The organism is Pseudoxanthomonas wuyuanensis (assembly GCF_900215535.1).
Taxonomy (GTDB): Bacteria; Pseudomonadota; Gammaproteobacteria; order Xanthomonadales; family Xanthomonadaceae; genus Pseudoxanthomonas_A; species Pseudoxanthomonas_A wuyuanensis.
The window spans coordinates 452,854-469,007 of the sequence record NZ_OCND01000001.1; the positions used below are offsets into that span (position 1 = coordinate 452,854).

The following is a 16,154-nucleotide window of genomic DNA, read 5'->3' on the forward strand; positions in this document are numbered from 1 at the left end:
CGTGAAACCCTGTCTGAAACCCGCCTGCCTGGCGATCGCCCTGCTGGCCGCGCTGGTGGCCTGCAAGCGGGACGAACCTGGCGCGGCGACCCCGCCGCCAGCCGGTGCCGATTCGGCCGCCGCACCCGCCGAAGGCGACCCTGCCGCCGCGCTGGAGCTGAAGGATGTCATCGAATCCAATGATCGCTACATCATCGGCATCAGCTATCCGCCGGCGGTCAACAAGTACCCGGGCCTGGCCAGGGCGGTTGCCGAATACTCGGAAGCCGCGCGGGCCGAACTGATGCAAGCCGTGGATGGCCTGGGCAATGACAAACCCAGCGCCCCGTACGAGCTGTCGCTGAGCTACCAGTTGCTGCTGGAGACGCCGCGGCTGGTCGTAGTGTCCGCCGACGGCAGCAGCTACACCGGCGGCGCGCATGGCCAGCCGCTGGTCGGGCGTTTTGTCTGGCTGCCGCAACAGGACAAGCTGCTGACGGTCGATGAGCTGCTGCCCACGGCGGACGGTTTGGTTGCAGTCAGCAACTACGCGCGCGAGCAACTGCACACCGCGGTGTCGCTGCGGGTGGAAGCCGACGACCTGCCGCCCATCGAGCGCGCGCAGCTGGTCAAGAGCGCCGACCGGATGATCGACGAAGGTACCCGTCCCGATGCCGGCAATTTCGGCCAGTTCCAGCCGCAACTGGGCGTGGACGGAAAGATCCGGGCGCTCCGCTTCGTGTTCCCGCCTTATCAGGTGGGGCCGTATTCGGACGGTACCCAGACCGTGGATGTGCCGGCGTCGGTGCTGCTGCCGCATGTAGCGCCCGAATACGCGGATCTGTTCGCCAGAGGGTGAGGTAGGCATGCCGAATGCGCGCTTCGAAGATCGGGTCAGGGACCTGCTGGCTGAGGCCGATGTGCGTATCGATGGCCAGCGCCCATGGGACCTGCGGGTAAACGACCCGCATCTGTACGCGCGGCTGCTGGGGCAGGGTTCGCTGGGACTCGGCGAAAGCTACATGGACGGCTGGTGGAGCGCCGATTCGCTGGATGGGCTGCTGTTCCGGCTGCTCGACGCACGGCTGGACCAGCGGGTCCATGGCGCCGGCGAAATCTGGGACGCGTTGCGCGCCCGCGTTTTCAATCTGCAGTCGCGCCGCCGCAGCGGCGAGGTAGGGGAGCGCCACTACGATCTGGGCAACGACCTGTATCGCGCCATGCTGGGCGGGCGCCTGGTCTACAGCTGCGGCTACTGGCGCGATGCGCAGACCCTGGATGAAGCCCAGGAAGCCAAACTGGACCTGGTCTGCCGCAAGCTCAGGCTGCAGCCGGGCATGCGTGTGCTGGACATCGGTTGCGGCTGGGGCGAGGCGCTGAAATACGCCGCCGAGCGTTACGGCGTCAGCGGCGTAGGCGTCACCATCTCGCGCGAACAGGCCGATTTCGCCACCGAGCTGTGCAAGGGCCTGCCTATCGAGATACGCCTGCAGGACTACCGCGACCTGGACGAACGCTTCGATGCCGCGTTTTCACTGGGCATGTTCGAACATGTCGGGGTCAAGAACTACCGCACCTATTTCGAGGTGGCGCACCGTTGCGTGCCCGAGGACGGGCTTTTCCTGTTGCACAGCATTGGCACCAACCAGTCGGTGCATCGCACCGATCCCTGGATAGCGCGCTACATCTTTCCCAACTCGATGCTGCCGTCGGCGGCGCAGATTGCGCAAGCCGTGGAGGGGTTGTTCGTCATCGAAGACTGGCACAGCTTCGGTGCCGACTACGACCGCACGCTGCAGGGCTGGTGGAACAACATCGAGCGCGCCTGGCCATCGCTGGATGGCCGCTATGACGAGCGCTTCCGCCGCATGTGGCGTTTTTACCTGGCCGCATCAATGGCTACCTTCCGCAGCCGGCGTTCGCAGTTGTGGCAGCTGGTGCTGTCCCCGCGCGGCGTGCGCGGCGGATACGTGGCCCCCAGGTAGGGTCTTCCGGTCGTCCACGGCGGCCATCGGGAAGGGTTTATCCCTCAGCCGGCCATCGAGTCGATGAAAACCTGCGCCAGCGCTGCCGGAGGCATGCGCAGGAGGGTGGGATTGACCTGCAGCGCCAAAATCCCGTCGCCGGCTGGCGACGGAAGAATGACGCCACGGCGCAGGGCCCGTTCCGACAGGACCGCCGGGGCGACCCCGGACACCGACAGAAAAAACCTGCTGGTGCCCTGCGGCACCTTGCGTGCCTTGAACCGGCCATCGGCCTGCAACAATTCGATAAGCCTGTCCGCAGCCCGCCACGCACTGGCGTATTCCTCTTCGTAGCCGTCCACGTAGCGGTCGACAAACGCGATTTGCGGCCACGCATGCGGGAGCGATCCGCCGAACATGCGGCGCATATGGAACAGACCGTCGATGAAACCGGCATCACCGGCCAGGATGGCGCCGGACGCGCCATTGAAGTGCTTCCACAGCGATACGCAGACGGTATCGAACAGCGCGGCATAGTCGCGGAGGCTTCTGCCCGAGTGAAAGGGCAGGTTGAACATCCGCGCGCCGTCCAGATGCAGCCGGATGCCGCGCTCGCGCGCATACCCGCAGACGCGTTCGAGTTCGGCCGGGTCGACCATCTGATGGTTCATCCGCCGCACCGGGCTCTCGATGGAGAGCGCGCCTATCCGCGTCTCGACCCGGCCGCCGGCCGAACGCTCGACCCAGCTTCTTACCTCGGCGAGCTCTATCGTGCTGCGGCCGCTGGCCAACGGAACCAGGTTCAAGCCGCTCAGCGTCTGGGCGCAATCGCCGCTGTCGTTGTAGAGATGGCTTTCCGCCTGTACAAGCACACGGCGGCCATCGCCTGCCAGTTTCCTGACGGCCAGGTGGTTTGCCAGCGTGCCGGTGGGTACGAACATCGCAGCTTCCTTGCCCAGCAGCCGCGCGAACTTCCGTTCCAGCGCCGTAACCGTCCCGCCCAGCGAGTAATAGTCCGCCTCGAAGCCATCGGCCACCGCCGCTTCATGCAGCAACATGGCGTATTCGCGGCGGTCCAACCCGAGGCCATCGGAGACAAAATTGACGCGCTTGAACAGACCGTCCGCGGTGCCGGCGGTTGAACCGCCGCCAACGCTCTGGCCCAACACCGGTGTTGCCGCCGCCAATCCACCTGCGGCCAAGAACTGACGGCGATCCATTCGGGCATCCTGCGTAGCGCTTTCGGGAAGACCTATCGTAGCGGACAACGCATGCGCTGCCATCAACCAGGCGTTTTGCTCAGTCCTCGAAGGATCCACATATGCCGCTGTCGTAGTAGTGGTTGCCGCCCTCATCCCGGTATTCGCTGACCAGCGCGAGCCCGGCATCGGCAAGCACGCCCTTGTAGGCTGCCGCCTCGTAGCCACTGCCTGGGGCGTGAACGTTCGTTGTCATCGACATCCTGTCAGATGCTCCAGGTCAACTCGCAAGGCGGGTTCGGATGGAGGGTCCGTCAGGCAGCGCTTTGCTGGCTCGTGTGCGCGGGCGTAAGGTGGGTCAGCATGCAGCGCCACTGTCCATCCACTCGCCGGTAGATATCGGTGATGTACTCATCGGCGGCCATTGGCGCGCCGTTGAACGTGCCGGTGTTCTGGCCGCGGCCGGTTATCCAGGCCACATCTCCGGCTACGCAGGCATGCGTCGCGACTTTCGTCATCGTGGCGTGGGTAAGAAGACCGGAGGCAATCACGCCGAGGATGCGAGAGCGGGGCACGGGGCCGGCCTCCGGAGTCACCAGTATCCAATCGTCGGTGATGCAGCGCGAAATCTGCTCTACATCGTTGGAGATCATCGCCTTGTTGAAGGCATCCTCGAGTTCCATCAGGAAATCCGGGATATCAGCATGGCTCGTTGTGTTCACGTCCGACTCTCCTGGTGCGTAGTGGCGTCTGATACCTGATTCATCCGGTCCGCGATTAGCCGCTTTTCCGCGTCGGCGACCCCAGCTGCGACCGCCAGTGTCGGGGCATCGGCGCTGAAGCCGCCCTCACAATGTACAGGCCATGGGCGGGCGCAGGGAGAACCCTTCGGCGGCCGCTATCCGGGCCGCGCCGCGAAGCAGCGATGGACCGAATGCATGGGCAAGTGCTGCCGGGTTCGCCATGGCTAGTCCCACTGAGTGGCGTTCTTCGGGAAACCAGGGCGCTGCACCCGGACGACACAGAACCGCTGGCCTGTGGGCGCCTGCATCACGACCCAGCGCTCCAACCGCTCGACGACCGTGGCGCCAAGCGCTTCAAGGCGGGCAACCTCCGCAGGAATATTGTCGGTTTCGATATCGAGATGCACGCGGCTCTCATGGCTGACGCGTTGAATCTGAACGATGGGCTCGTCCGGTGGCGTGTCCAGCATGCGATAGTCGCCGCGTGTACCCGGATGTTCGGGATCGACCGGGCGTCCGAGGGCAGCCGCCCAGAACCGGGCAGCCTCGTCGATATCCGATACCAGGCAGTCGACCAGCAGTGCGCAAAGCCGGGAATGATGCATTTTTCCTCTCCAATGTACGATGCAGACTGATGCCCGGAAGCCGAGCCGGGGTTGTTGGCGGAGGCTCGCCACCTGAGCCAGGCAGAGGTTGGCAAAGAGCCTAGGCAGCGCTTTCGCCAGGTGCAATATCGAAGTGCAGAACGTCTTCGCGGACTCCCAGCTTTGTATACAGGGCAATCGCTGGATCGTCGCCATAATCCGCCTGGACGAAGATTACATAGATACCTCTGGCTGCGGCCAGCCTCTTGAGTCGTTCGATGAGCCCTGTGGCGATGCCGCGCCGACGGTAGGCTTCCTCGACAGCGAGGTCATAGATGTAGAACTCGGAGCGGGCCTGCTCGAACTTGGGGAGCACATAGCCAGCCAGCCCGCCGATCACGCTGGTACCGGCCAGGGCAACGATGGCAACGAAGGTGTCGCCTTCAAGCAGATTCTGCAGATAGCGGTCATCCGGCTGCTTGCCGCTGTATGTTTGCTCATCGTCGAACCCGCGTCCGAACATGGCGAGCATCGCACGAGCCAGCGCCACGTCCTGCGCGCCAAGGACCCGGACTTCGAAAGACTCGGCAGACGATAAAGCACTAGCCACTCGACCTCCTGCTGCTGTCCGACGGCGAATTGCGACGACCCGCGAAGCGGCGCCGGCCTGAATGTTAGATGCTCGGCTGCATCTGCGCCAGCATGAGTACGTAGCCATCCGGGTCCTCCAACCTGCACTCGCCGCCAGGCATGTAGAACGGATGCTTGATCTCGCCAGGCGAATACCCAAGCTCTTCCAAAGCGGCGCGTGTCCGCTTGATGCTGTCGAAATACAGATAGAACAGAATGGCCTGTTGGGATGCGTCGATAGGTCCGGAAGCCAAGTCAACCATCAAGTTGGCCTTCTCACTCTCCAACCAGGCCCAGACTGGCGCCGATTGGCCCTCTGGAACGACGGTGCGCGCAACCTTGAAGCCGAGGCCTGCATAGAACCTGATGCTGCGTTCGACGCTGGCGACGTGCACGAAGGCTACAAGCGGTTGAGTCCGAGCGGCCATATTGCCTCCAAGGCCATCTGACGCCTGGGTTGAGCCGGGCCGAAGCGGGTCCGGCTTGACTGAGTACAAACACCCACCCTTGCTCCCGAAGCCTTGAGCTGGTGCCGATGATGCGCATGCGAATGGCTAGAGCGAGCCCGCGGCGATGACTGCCAAGCAGGCAAAGCCCAGCGAGAACGACACGATCCGCTGCCAAGTCCTAGCGGCACGGTTGGTGACGAGCGAGTAAGCCGACGCCAAGACAAGCCCTAACAGGGCCAGTAGAGCAAAAGCGAGAGTCCATGAGCCAATTTGCCACGCGAGCAAATTGCCCGGGAAAGCCAAGAGGGCTATCGTCGCAACTGCCGCGAGGGCTAAAGCGCCGAAGATGAGCGAGCTTTTGACCACAAATGTCCGATTGGCTGTCATTGCTGCCTAATGCTTGAGTTAAGCCGCCTGCGAAGCGGGTCCGGCTTGAACGAACTGATAGACCTACGTGTGGCCATGATTGAACCCGCCCTCTACGTCTGAGGTTGGGTCGCCGAGCTCGTTGTCAAAAGATTGTCGGATATCAGCGAGAGTGTCCCCTGGGTCCAGCCCGTATTCCTCCTGAAGTGCGTTGGCGATGTGTCGCGCGGCGTCCGCCAGAAGAATGCCCCAACTCAGGGGCTCATCACGTCCGCTGTCGTGCCAAAGGCCAATCTTCATGGCGCAGTGGAGCCCATTCTCCGCCGCCCATGCACTGAATAGCTGTATCGCCTTTTCGTCTCGCTGTGCAGCCGGTGGGACTATTAATGGTTTCATCAGTGGGTCTAACGTGGCTGTAGAAAAAGTCCGACGCCGATTCTACCGCCTCCCGGGGCACCGACAAAAACGCTATGGCTTCCAGATACCCGCGCAGAGAATCCAACAAGCATCAGAAGCGTTGCACTTGGAGTGTTAATTCACCGCACACTGTCGCACCGTACATGCTGCGGCGTAAAGGAATCAACCCTTGCGAAAGCCGGCTTGCCCTCAAACTCGATTGGCTCAGGGATTACTGTTACTTGGTACTCAGCAAGAGTATCGAATGGACAGTTGGAACATTCCCGAGCTGCGAGAACCCGCATGCGAGTCCCCGGTTCGAGTGGGAGGAGAAACGTCCTTTCCGGCCCGCTAAACCCAGGGTTCCAGATAGATACGTAGTCAGTCTTCTTCTCCCGCTCGATCCTGTTCGTAACCCCATGGGCCCGCAGGGTTACAAGCAGCTCGCATGTGTCTCCTATAAGGTCCCGGTACTCAGGCTCGTTAGAAGCGTCCCGATGTGACTGTGTCATTTCGCAGCCGAAGAGCGAGATGGCAAGAACAAGAATCGCGAGCGGCTGAGATAGTTTCATGTGCGCCCTAACGCCTGAGTTAAGCCGGCCCGCCCTGGCCAACTGTCAAATCAAAGCCATAACGATGCGGGCTCGGCTTGAACGAATTGTTAGGCAGTGGGTGGCCGGAATGGCTTGGATGATGCCACCGTGCTCCCCGCACTGCCGCCTGGGGCGAGTGTGCCACAGGTTGCGGGACGGAGCTTGCCCCGCAGCGCCGGCAGCGGAATGCGGCCGAAGACAAAGGCAGCGAGCGCAGCGGGGTAATCACGTCAGGTGGCGAAGCCGCGGCCGAACCGATGACAGCGAACGTGAGAACTACGCCCCGGAGCCGCCCACAGGTAGGTCGCTAAACTAGCCGAAGTGGGAAGCCGCAATGCACTTGCTCCACCACAGCCTAACGCCTGAATTAAGCCGAGCCGCGAAGCGGCTTCGGCTTGAATGAATTGTTAGGGCCCAACCCGCGGCACAGAACGTGGGTCAAGGACGCGACGATGCCCCCGCAAAGGGTAGCAAAGATACCTAGAAAAACGTCGAGTGGCATCGTGGCAACGCCAGGGCCAATACCAAGAAGAATTACGTAGATCCACCGCGGTTTACCGCAGCGAAGCAGTGCAAAATAGAGGGGTGCACCAACAGCTGCTGTAGGAATAGCTCCAAAGAACAATGTAGATTGAAAGAAGAACCTTGCTCCGCCAGTTGGGCCGGTATCAACGGCACCAATCAAGGCCATTCCAGCAGCGACAAGAAGCAGAGACACAGTAGCGGCGATTTGAACAATGAGGAACAACCGGAATGTTCGCATTGGGGCCTAACGCCTGAGTTAAGCCGGCCCGCCCTGGCCAGCTTTCAGATCAAAGCCGTAACGATGCGGGCTCGGCTTGAACGAATGGTTAGGTTGCAACCGAAAGAACCACTGAGACGGCCGATAGTATGGCAGCGAGTGCGCTCAACAGTAGCGGAAGAACGGAATGGGCGCGTCCGGCGATCTGAGCTTGTGCTCGAACCAGTGAAAATCCAAAGGTTGGGATCCAGGCCGCAGCCGATAGCAAGCCAACCATCAGAATACCGCCCAAATACTCCTCCCTGTACGGATTCAGCGGAGCTCTGAAGTAATCAATCAGGTACGACACTTGGAGGTACGAGGCATACGCACATGCCGAGGCACCGAGATATAGAAGTGTTGTACCAACTCTCATTGCAACCTAACGCCTGAATTAAGCCGACTTGCGAAGCAAGTTCGGCTTGAATGAATTGTTAGGCCCCCCCGGCCCTAGCCTATACGGACATTGCGACTGAAAAGAAGCCAGAACTCACCCAGACAATAAGGAGCAGAATCACAGCAGGCACGTGCAGATCTTCGTGCAAGGCGCCGATAATCGCCGTCCCCGCCAACACAGCGGTACAAACCCAGTACATCGTAGATGTGCTTCCCCAGACTAGCAATGTGGTCGGCCCGAGCATAGCGACCTGAAGTATTGATCTTGCAGGTATCCAGTCTGGTTTGTAGGCGGCGATAAAACTAAGCGCCGCATACGTGGCGATGATGGCGAGAATGACAACAACAGCCACCCATCGAGCTATGCTCGTAGCGCTACTTCTTTCTGCATCTACCACCATAGCAATACTCCGGGGCCTAACAACTATTCGACCCCTCAAATGGGGCGTTGCGCGGAGTATGGGGTAGTTTTCGGACAAATCCAATCAGAAGATTCCTACCTGTAAACAAGGGGTTAGGCGATAGGCGCGTGGTCGGAGAAAAGGCAAGCTCCATGCGTTATCGGGCTGAAGTGGGGGCGTATGAAATACGCAGGTGCCAAGGAGGGCGTAACGAACGGGGGAGGGCGCTCGCCCAGGCTGCTGGATCAGGTGCGGGCAGCGGTGCGGATCCGTCATTACAGCCGGCGTACGGAGCAGGCTTATGTAGCCTGGATAAAGCGCTTTGTGCTGGTCAACGGCAAGCGCCATCCGCGCGAGATGGGCGGGCGCGAAGTGGAAGCCTTCCTCACCGACCTTGCTATCCGCCACAACGTGGCCGCAGGCACGCAGAACCAGGCCTTGGCGGCATTGCTGTTCCTGTATCGCGACGTACTTGGCGTTGAGCTGCCCTGGATGTCGGACATGGTGCGGGCCAAGCGGCCGCGGCGAATTCCTGCGGTGCTCGCGCGCGAAGAGGTGGTGCGGCTGCTGGCCGTGCTGGACGGGCAGGCCTGGTTGATGGCGGCCTTGCTGTACGGCACTGGCATGCGTCTGATGGAATGCGTACGGCTGCGGGTGAAGGACGTGGATTTCGCCCGTAACGAAATCACGGTGCGGGGAGGCAAGGGCGGCAAGGATCGGCGCGTGCCGTTGCCGCGACGGCTGTGCGAATCGCTGCAAGCTGCTGTGGAGCGGGTACGGGTATTGCATGCGCGCGATCTGGCCAACGGCGCGGGCGAGGTGTGGCTGCCGCATGCATTGGCGCGCAAGTACCCTGGCGCCGCCCGTGAGCCCGGCTGGCAGTACTTGTTTCCAGCACAGAACCTGTCGCGCGATCCGCGCAGCGGGCGGCAGCGGCGCCACCATGTGGACGAAAGCGTGCTGCAACGTGCCATCAAGCGTGCGCGGGAGCAGGCGGGTATCGAGAAAGCGGCGAGCTGCCATACCCTGCGCCATTCCTTCGCCACCCATTTGCTGGAATCGGGATCGGACATCCGCACCGTGCAGGAGCTGTTGGGTCACAAGGATATTTCCACCACCCAGATCTATACGCATGTGCTGAACCGCGGCGCTGGCGGCGTGCTGAGTCCGCTGGATCGTTGACATGGGAAATGCCGTAGTTCGGTCGGCACCGTCTCGTCTGGGCATTGCCACGGCGGCGGCAACGCTGGCAGGAGTTGGCGCGTGCCTGTGCCTGCCGGCATTGGCGCCCTGGCCGGTCATTGTTGTCTGTCTGTTGCTGGGCGTGGGGATCTGGGCGCGTGGGCGCAGGGCTTATCTGTTGGGGCCGGTCCTGTTCGGATTCGGCTGGGCCAGCCTTCACGCGTCCTGGGGACTGTCGGCGCAACTGCCTGTGGCGATGGAACAGGCCGAACTGTCGGTGGAAGGACGCATTGTCGGTCTTCCGGAAATGGAGGTGCGGCGTACCCGTTTCCGTTTTCGCGTCGACGACAGCCCGACGCAGCCGCAAGCGCTGCGCGGCCGGCTGCTGCAGTTGTCGTGGTACGACGATTTTGGCGCCACCGAGCCAGGGCCGCGCAAGCACCTGCAGGCCGGCGCGCGCTGGCGAATGACGGTAAAACTGCGTGCACCGCGTGGGCTGATCAATCCCGGCGGCTTCGACAGCGAGCGCCATGCGTTGGCGCAACGCATCAGCGCCACCGGCTATCTGCGCCAGCCGCAGACGGCCCGGCGACTGGCCGGGCCGGTCGGTATCGATGCCTGGCGCGAGGCGATGTCCGCACGCATCCAGGCGTCGGCGCCGGCATCTTCTTCGCGCTACGTGCGGGCACTGGCGTTGGGCGATACCAGAGCGCTGGATGACCGCGACTGGGAAATTCTGCGCGCCAGCGGCTTGACCCATCTGATTGCCATTTCCGGGTTCCATGTCGGGCTGGTGTCGGGATTCTTCGCCTTGCTGGGCGCCGGCATCTGGCGATTGTTCCCTCACTGGTCGCGCCGCATGCCGCGGCCGCAGGTGGCAGGGTTGGCGGCTTTGCTGGGCGCTTGCGGCTATGCCGCGGTGGCCGGGTTCGCGTTGCCTACCGTGCGCACGGTCTTGATGATTGCCGTGGTGGTGGCGGCACGCCTGTGGCGCAGGCCGGTGCGGGTGGCAGACGCCTTGGCGCTGGCGATGACGGCGGTACTGCTGTTCGACCCGCTGTCGGTGCTGGTGGCCGGTTTCTGGTTGAGCTTTGCCGGGGTCGCCTGGCTGGTCTGGTGCCTGCCGCAGCAGACTTCGGTTTGGAAGGGGTTCCTGTCGGCGCAGGGCGTGGCCACGCTGGGGTTGCTGCCGCTGACGGTCATCCTGTTCGATCAGGCGTCGCTGGCGGGACCGTTCGCGAATCTGCTGGCGATTCCGTGGTGGAGTCTGGTGGTGGTGCCGTTGTCGTTGATTGGCACTGCGCTGGAAGCGCTGCGGCCGGGCTGGGGCGACTGGGCCTGGCAGGCGGCGGCCTGGTGTTTCGACCTGGCCTGGCCGGTCTTTGTCTGGCTGGCCGAAAGCCGCTTCGCCTTGTGGTGGTTGCCGGAATCGCGCTGGTTTGCGCTGCCGCTGGCGATGCTGGGGGCGTTCTGGCTGCTGCTGCCGCGTGGAGTGCCCGGCAAGGCGCTGGCGGCGCTGCTTTGGCTGCCGTTGCTGTGGCCGGATAGGGAGTTGCCGGCGCAGGGAGAGGCGGAACTGGTGATGGTGGATGTGGGGCAGGGTCTTGCGGTGCTGGTGCGCACGGCCAGTCATGCGTTGCTGTACGACGCCGGCCCGGCCGTGCGCGACGGTTTCGATGCCGGGGAACGCGCGGTGGTCCCTGCGCTGCGCGCCCTAGGCGTGCCGCGGTTGGATCGGGTGGTAGTCAGCCACGGCGACCAGGACCATGCCGGCGGTGTGGAGGCGGTACTGAGCGTCGTGCCCGCTGGCGAGGTTCTGGCGCCGGCCGGGTCGCCGACGCCGGCGGATGCGGCCTGCCAATCCGGGCAGTCCTGGCAATGGGATGGCGTGCGCTTTCGTTTCCTGCATCCGACCGCGCACTTCCCGTACCTGCGCAACGAGGCCAGTTGCGTGCTGCGGGTCGAAACCCGGCATGGCACGGTCCTGCTGACCGGCGACATCGGCGAGGTGGTGGAGCGCGAACTGGTGCGGCGGGACCCGGCGGCGGTGCGCGCGCAGGTGGTCCTGGCGCCGCACCACGGCAGTGCCGGCTCCTCCGATCCGGCGTTCGTCGCCGCCAGCGGCGCCCGGCTGGTGCTGTTCTCCAGTGGTTATGGCAACCGGTTCGGGCATCCCAGGAGCGAGGTGATCGAGCGTTGGCGGGATGCCGGTGCCGAGGTGCTGGTGACCGAATCCAGCGGCGCGGTGCGGGTCTGGCTGGGTGCGGACGGCCTGCAACTGCGTGAACGTCGTCACGACCGGCGCCGGTTATGGCGGGCAACGCGGTGAGGCGGCAGCGTTCTTGAGGGCGGTGCGCAGAACGACCGTTGCCGGGGCAACGTCCGGCGTTGTTGACCGGGTGGCCTGGCCGGCGCTGCCCTGTTCATTGTGTTCCGTTTCTCCTGCGACCGGCACGCCGCCGCTGGCGCTGCGTCTTTGCCGCCGATAACACCCTTCGGGCGCCTGGGCTATCCTATCGGCCATTGAGCGAACGGCCGCAGGGGCTGGAGGACTGAACGTGCTGGAATTGGTCAAGGCCGGTGGTTGGCCGATGATCCCGTTGTTGCTGCTGGCGGTGCTGGCGGCGGCCATCGTGGTTGAACGTTTCTGGACCTTGCGCCGCAAGGAAGTCCTGCCGCCCGGATTGGGCCAGGAAGTGCGTACCTGGGCCACGCGCGGGCAGTTGGAGCCGGCCCATATCGAATCGCTGCGCCGCACCTCGCCGCTGGGCGAACTGCTGGCGGCTGCGCTGGATGTGCGCAACCGGCCGCGCGATCAGATCCGCGAACGCATCGAAGACAGCGGCCGGCATGTGGTGCACCGGATGGAGAAATTCCTCAACACGCTGGGCAGCATTGCCTCGGCCGGTCCGCTGCTGGGCCTGCTGGGCACTGTGGTCGGCATGATCCAGATGTTCCTGGGCATCCTGGACAGCGGCGTGGGCGATGTGAACCAGTTGGCCGGCGGTATCGGCAAGGCGCTGGTCTGCGCGGCGGCGGGCATGATCGTCGCCATTCCGGCATTGATGTTCCACCGCTATTTCCGCGGCCGCATCGCCGATTACGTCATCGAGATGGAAAAGGAAGCCACCGCGCTGGTCGATGCGCTGGAAGCGCGCCACCCGCGTCCGGCCGTGCGTCCGGTGGCCGCGCCGGCCGCCGCCACGGCCGGTGCCTGAGTCTTTCCGATGCGGATACGCGACGACCGTGCCCATGAGGAACCGGAGATCAATCTGGTTCCGCTGATCGATGTGATTCTGGTGCTGATCATCTTCTTCGTGATTACCACCACTTTCGACTCCCGCTCCATGCTGCAGCTGCAACTGCCCAGCGCCACCGGCGAACCGGTGGCCGCGCAGACCAAGGCGCTGAGCCTGCTGGTCAATGCCGATGGCCGCTACTTCGTCGATGAGCGCGAGGTGCTGCGCACCGACATCGACGCCCTGAAGCAGACCCTGTCGCAGGTGGCGGGCGAAGACCGCGAACGCCCGGTGCTGCTGCGCGCCGATGCGCGTACGCCGCACCAGGCGGTGGTGACCGCGCTGGATGCGCTGGGCCAGTTGGGTTTCCGCAAGGTCTCCATCGCCACTGCGCCCGAGGCCCGTCCTTGAGTGCGGCGCAGCAGCCGGTCTGGCCGGTCTACCGCCGCCTGCTGGGCTATACACGGCGCTATTGGCCATATCTGCTGATCGCCATCGTCGGCATGCTGATCGAGGCCGGTGCCGGCGTCGCGTTCGCCCGGTTGATGGAACCGCTGACCAACAACTTCGTCAGTCCGCAGCCGGACATGGCCTGGAAGCTGCCGTTGACCATCGTTGGGCTGTTCGTGCTGCGCAGCACGGCCACCTTCGCTACCGACTACGGCATGGCCCGTACCGGCCGCAGCGTGGTGCGCGATCTGCGCGAACAGGTGCTGGCCAAGTACCTGCGGCTGCCGTCCACCCATTTCGATACCGAATCGACCCCGGTGATGGTCAGCCGGCTCAACTACGACACCGAGCAGGTCACCGAGGCCAGCGCCAATGCGCTGAAGACGCTGGTGACCGATGGCCTGACCATCTCCGGCCTGCTGGGCCTGATGCTGTATACCAGCGCCAAGGTCACCCTGGCGATGCTGCTGATTACGCCCCTGATCGGTGTGATCGTCTGGTACGTGGGCAAGCGCTACCGGCGCATCAGCGGCGGCATCCAGGACAGCATGGGGCAGATGGCGCAGGCCGCCGAGCAATCCCTGGCCGCCCAGCAGGAGGTCAAGGTGCACGGCGCGCAGGCGCTGGAGACCTCGCGTTACGCGGGGCTGGCCAACCGGATTCTGGGTTTGAACATGAAGGTCGAGGCGACCCGCGCCGGGGCCTCGGCAATGGTTCAGTTGCTGGCCGCGATCGCGCTGGCGGTGATCGTGGCGGTCGCAGCCCGCGAGGCGCTGGCAGGGCGCTTGGACGCGGGCCAGTTCATCATGCTGATGACGTCAATGATGGCGATTATCCCGTCGCTGCGCCGGGTCACCAGCGTGCAGACCTCGATATCGCGCGGCATGGCCGCCTCCGAGCGGCTGTTCTCGATTCTTGATGCGCCCGAGGAACGCGATGCCGGCCAGGTCAGCGTCGAGCGCACCCGCGGCGAGCTGGTGTTCGAGCACGTCAGCCTGCGCTACCGCGATCACGACAAGCTGGCGCTGGACGATGTCAGCTTCACCGCGCGGCCGGGCACGGTAACGGCCATCGTCGGGCGTTCGGGCAGCGGCAAGACCAGCCTGGTGCGGCTGGTGCCGCGCTTCTACGAGGCCGACGGCGGCCGTATCACCCTGGACGGGGTGCCGCTGCAGGACTACCGGCTGGCCGATTTGCGCCGCCAGATCGCGCTGGTCGGGCAGAAGGTGATGCTGTTCGACGAAAGCATCGCCCAGAACATCGCCTATGGCGCGCAGGCCGATGCCGCGCGCATCCGCTCGGCCGCAGAAGCGGCCAACGCCTGGGAATTCATCGAGCGCCTGCCGCTGCAGCTGGACACCCGCGTCGGCGAAAACGGCGCGCTGCTGTCCGGCGGCCAGCGCCAGCGCCTGGCCATCGCCCGCGCGATCCTGCGCGATGCCCCCATCCTGATCCTGGACGAGGCCACCGCCGCGCTGGACAACGAATCCGAGAGGCTGGTGCAGAACGCCCTGCAGAAGCTGATGCCCGACCGTACCACGCTGGTCATCGCGCACCGGCTGTCGACCATCGAACATGCCGACCAGGTGCTGGTGCTGGATCACGGCCGTCTGGTCGAACAGGGCACCCACGCCGAACTGCTGGCGCGCGGCGGCCTGTACGCGCATCTGCACCAGATGCAGTTCCGCGAAGGCGAGGCCGGGTGAGCAAGAACGCCAGCAAGACCCCGGGCTACTGGTTCGGGGAGCAGGCCGTGCCGTTGCCGGCGCGCGCGCTTTCCCGGCTGTACGGCGCGCTGGTGGCGCTACGGTTGCGCTTGTACCGCAAGGGCTGGTTGCGCAGCCAGCGTCTGCCGGCGCCGGTCGTCGTGGTCGGCAATGTCAGCGTCGGCGGTACCGGCAAGACGCCGCTGACCATCGCGCTGGTGCAGCGCCTGCGCCAGGCCGGCTTCAAGCCGGGCGTGGCCAGCCGCGGCTATGGCCGTCGCGATCCCAAGCAGGCGCGCTGGGTGGACGCGGCTACGGCGCCGGCCGATGGCGGCGACGAACCGGTATTGATCGCGCGCCAGACCGGATTGCGCGTGCGTGTCGACCGCGACCGCAACGCGGCCGCGCGCGAACTGATCGCCGCCGGTTGCGATGTCATCGTCTGCGACGACGGTCTGCAGCATTACCGGTTGCAGCGCGATATCGAAATCGAGGTCATCGACGGCCAGCGCCGTTATGGCAATGGCCGGCTGCTGCCTGCCGGGCCGCTGCGCGAACCGCCCGAACGCGGCCGCGACTGCGATTTCCGGGTGGTCAACGGCGGCGAGGCCGGCTTTGGCGAATGGCCGATGCGGCTGCACAGCGAGGGCGCGCTGCCGCTGCGCGGCGGCCGTCCGCGGCCGTTGTCGTCCTTCGCCGGGCAGCGCGTGCATGCCATCGCCGGCATCGGCAACCCGCAGCGCTTTTTCGACATGCTGCGCGGCTACGGCATCGGCGTGGTGCCGCACGCCTTTGGCGATCACCACGTCTACGCGGAAGCGGATTTTTCCTTCGGCAGCGAACTGCCGGTGCTGATGACCGAGAAGGACGCGGTCAAGTGCGCCGCGTTCGCCGACGACTGGTTCTACAGCGTGCCGGTCAGCGCGCAGCTGCCGGAGGCGTTCTGGGTCGCCTTGCTGGATCGATTGAGCGTGCTGGCCAGGCCCGCCGCGGCGGATTGACGGCGCCCGCTCCGCTTGCGGCCGCGCCGGTGGCCGGTCCAGTATGACGGCCGTACCCAGCAACGGCGGATGTATGGCACGCGGCCGCTTCACAT

At 64.5% G+C, this 16,154-nt stretch carries 17 protein-coding genes; 8 read left to right on the forward strand and 9 right to left on the reverse strand.

Annotation, left to right across the window (positions count from 1 at the left end; genetic code table 11):
• The first annotated feature begins 1 nt into the window (after position 1).
• Together CRO39_RS02070 and cfa are read left to right on the forward strand one after the other, a co-directional pair.
• Positions 2-838, forward strand: coding sequence for a DUF3298 and DUF4163 domain-containing protein (locus CRO39_RS02070; RefSeq protein ID WP_425479643.1), 837 nt, complete (start codon positions 2-4; stop codon positions 836-838).
• A 7-nt stretch (positions 839-845) separates the two neighbouring features.
• Entirely contained in the window at positions 846-1,964 is a 1,119-nt protein-coding gene (gene cfa, locus CRO39_RS02075; protein WP_097120199.1) for a cyclopropane fatty acyl phospholipid synthase, read from the forward strand.
• A 44-nt stretch (positions 1,965-2,008) separates the two neighbouring features.
• Here cfa and CRO39_RS02080 read toward each other — a convergent pair whose 3' ends face one another.
• From CRO39_RS02080 to CRO39_RS20370, 9 genes are all read right to left on the reverse strand, one after another.
• Complete coding sequence (locus CRO39_RS02080; protein WP_162125784.1) at positions 2,009-3,163, reverse strand: threonine aldolase family protein; 1,155 nt, start codon at positions 3,161-3,163, stop codon at positions 2,009-2,011.
• A 79-nt stretch (positions 3,164-3,242) separates the two neighbouring features.
• Positions 3,243-3,398 (reverse strand): hypothetical protein, encoded by a 156-nt coding sequence (locus CRO39_RS20785; RefSeq protein WP_162125783.1) that lies wholly within the window; start codon positions 3,396-3,398, stop codon positions 3,243-3,245.
• Positions 3,399-3,456: 58 nt separating this feature from the next.
• On the reverse strand, positions 3,457-3,864 hold the full coding sequence (locus tag CRO39_RS02085) for a nuclear transport factor 2 family protein (protein ID WP_202926299.1): 408 nt from the start codon (positions 3,862-3,864) through the stop codon (positions 3,457-3,459).
• Between the two features lie 245 nt (positions 3,865-4,109).
• Entirely contained in the window at positions 4,110-4,490 is a 381-nt protein-coding gene (locus CRO39_RS02090; protein ID WP_097120202.1) for a VOC family protein, read from the reverse strand.
• Between the two features lie 100 nt (positions 4,491-4,590).
• Positions 4,591-5,079: an AAC(3)-I family aminoglycoside N-acetyltransferase gene (locus tag CRO39_RS02095; protein WP_274382259.1), complete on the reverse strand. Its 489-nt coding sequence runs from the start codon at positions 5,077-5,079 to the stop codon at positions 4,591-4,593.
• A 64-nt stretch (positions 5,080-5,143) separates the two neighbouring features.
• Positions 5,144-5,527, reverse strand: a complete 384-nt coding sequence (locus CRO39_RS02100) for a VOC family protein (protein ID WP_097120204.1) — start codon at positions 5,525-5,527, stop codon at positions 5,144-5,146.
• A 126-nt stretch (positions 5,528-5,653) separates the two neighbouring features.
• Positions 5,654-5,935: a hypothetical protein gene (locus tag CRO39_RS02105; RefSeq protein WP_097120205.1), complete on the reverse strand. Its 282-nt coding sequence runs from the start codon at positions 5,933-5,935 to the stop codon at positions 5,654-5,656.
• A gap of 63 nt (positions 5,936-5,998) precedes the next feature.
• Positions 5,999-6,310 carry a DUF5076 domain-containing protein gene (locus tag CRO39_RS21370; protein ID WP_097120206.1) on the reverse strand — a complete coding sequence of 104 codons (312 nt, stop codon included), beginning with the start codon at positions 6,308-6,310 and terminating at the stop codon, positions 5,999-6,001.
• Positions 6,311-8,139: 1,829 nt separating this feature from the next.
• Positions 8,140-8,481, reverse strand: a complete 342-nt coding sequence (locus tag CRO39_RS20370; RefSeq protein ID WP_141400681.1) for a hypothetical protein — start codon at positions 8,479-8,481, stop codon at positions 8,140-8,142.
• A 180-nt stretch (positions 8,482-8,661) separates the two neighbouring features.
• On the opposite strand from CRO39_RS20370, the gene CRO39_RS02120 reads away from it, so the two are divergent.
• The 6 genes from CRO39_RS02120 to lpxK all read left to right on the forward strand — a co-directional run bounded on the left by CRO39_RS02120 (position 8,662) and on the right by lpxK (position 16,059).
• The gene (locus tag CRO39_RS02120; RefSeq protein ID WP_097120207.1) at positions 8,662-9,663 is read left to right on the forward strand and encodes an integron integrase; all 1,002 of its coding nucleotides are present in this window, start codon (positions 8,662-8,664) and stop codon (positions 9,661-9,663) included.
• A 1-nt stretch (position 9,664) separates the two neighbouring features.
• The gene (locus CRO39_RS02125) at positions 9,665-11,992 is read left to right on the forward strand and encodes a DNA internalization-related competence protein ComEC/Rec2 (RefSeq protein ID WP_097120208.1); all 2,328 of its coding nucleotides are present in this window, start codon (positions 9,665-9,667) and stop codon (positions 11,990-11,992) included.
• A 229-nt stretch (positions 11,993-12,221) separates the two neighbouring features.
• Complete coding sequence (locus CRO39_RS02130; RefSeq protein ID WP_097120209.1) at positions 12,222-12,881, forward strand: MotA/TolQ/ExbB proton channel family protein; 660 nt, start codon at positions 12,222-12,224, stop codon at positions 12,879-12,881.
• Between the two features lie 9 nt (positions 12,882-12,890).
• Positions 12,891-13,313, forward strand: a complete 423-nt coding sequence (locus CRO39_RS02135; protein ID WP_097120210.1) for an ExbD/TolR family protein — start codon at positions 12,891-12,893, stop codon at positions 13,311-13,313.
• Positions 13,310-15,058, forward strand: coding sequence for a lipid A export permease/ATP-binding protein MsbA (msbA, locus tag CRO39_RS02140; protein ID WP_097120211.1), 1,749 nt, complete (start codon positions 13,310-13,312; stop codon positions 15,056-15,058). Before CRO39_RS02135 ends, msbA begins: the two co-directional genes overlap by 4 nt.
• Positions 15,055-16,059: a tetraacyldisaccharide 4'-kinase gene (gene lpxK / locus CRO39_RS02145; RefSeq protein ID WP_097120212.1), complete on the forward strand. Its 1,005-nt coding sequence runs from the start codon at positions 15,055-15,057 to the stop codon at positions 16,057-16,059. Before msbA ends, lpxK begins: the two co-directional genes overlap by 4 nt.
• Positions 16,060-16,154: the final 95 nt, after the last annotated feature.

Bases quoted from the DNA above. Each gene is read 5' to 3' on its own strand.
- CRO39_RS02105 (WP_097120205.1), bottom strand. From the start codon at position 5,935: ATGACAGCCAATCGGACATTTGTGGTCAAAAGCTCGCTCATCTTCGGC.
- CRO39_RS02125 (WP_097120208.1), top strand. From the start codon at position 9,665: ATGGGAAATGCCGTAGTTCGGTCGGCACCGTCTCGTCTGGGCATTGCC.
- CRO39_RS20370 (WP_141400681.1), bottom strand. From the start codon at position 8,481: ATGGTGGTAGATGCAGAAAGAAGTAGCGCTACGAGCATAGCTCGATGG.
- CRO39_RS02100 (WP_097120204.1), bottom strand. From the start codon at position 5,527: ATGGCCGCTCGGACTCAACCGCTTGTAGCCTTCGTGCACGTCGCCAGC.
- CRO39_RS21370 (WP_097120206.1), bottom strand. From the start codon at position 6,310: ATGAAACCATTAATAGTCCCACCGGCTGCACAGCGAGACGAAAAGGCG.
- CRO39_RS20785 (WP_162125783.1), bottom strand. From the start codon at position 3,398: ATGACAACGAACGTTCACGCCCCAGGCAGTGGCTACGAGGCGGCAGCC.
- CRO39_RS02135 (WP_097120210.1), top strand. From the start codon at position 12,891: ATGCGGATACGCGACGACCGTGCCCATGAGGAACCGGAGATCAATCTG.
- CRO39_RS02120 (WP_097120207.1), top strand. From the start codon at position 8,662: ATGAAATACGCAGGTGCCAAGGAGGGCGTAACGAACGGGGGAGGGCGC.
- CRO39_RS02080 (WP_162125784.1), bottom strand. From the start codon at position 3,163: ATGGATCGCCGTCAGTTCTTGGCCGCAGGTGGATTGGCGGCGGCAACA.
- cfa (WP_097120199.1), top strand. From the start codon at position 846: ATGCCGAATGCGCGCTTCGAAGATCGGGTCAGGGACCTGCTGGCTGAG.
- CRO39_RS02090 (WP_097120202.1), bottom strand. From the start codon at position 4,490: ATGCATCATTCCCGGCTTTGCGCACTGCTGGTCGACTGCCTGGTATCG.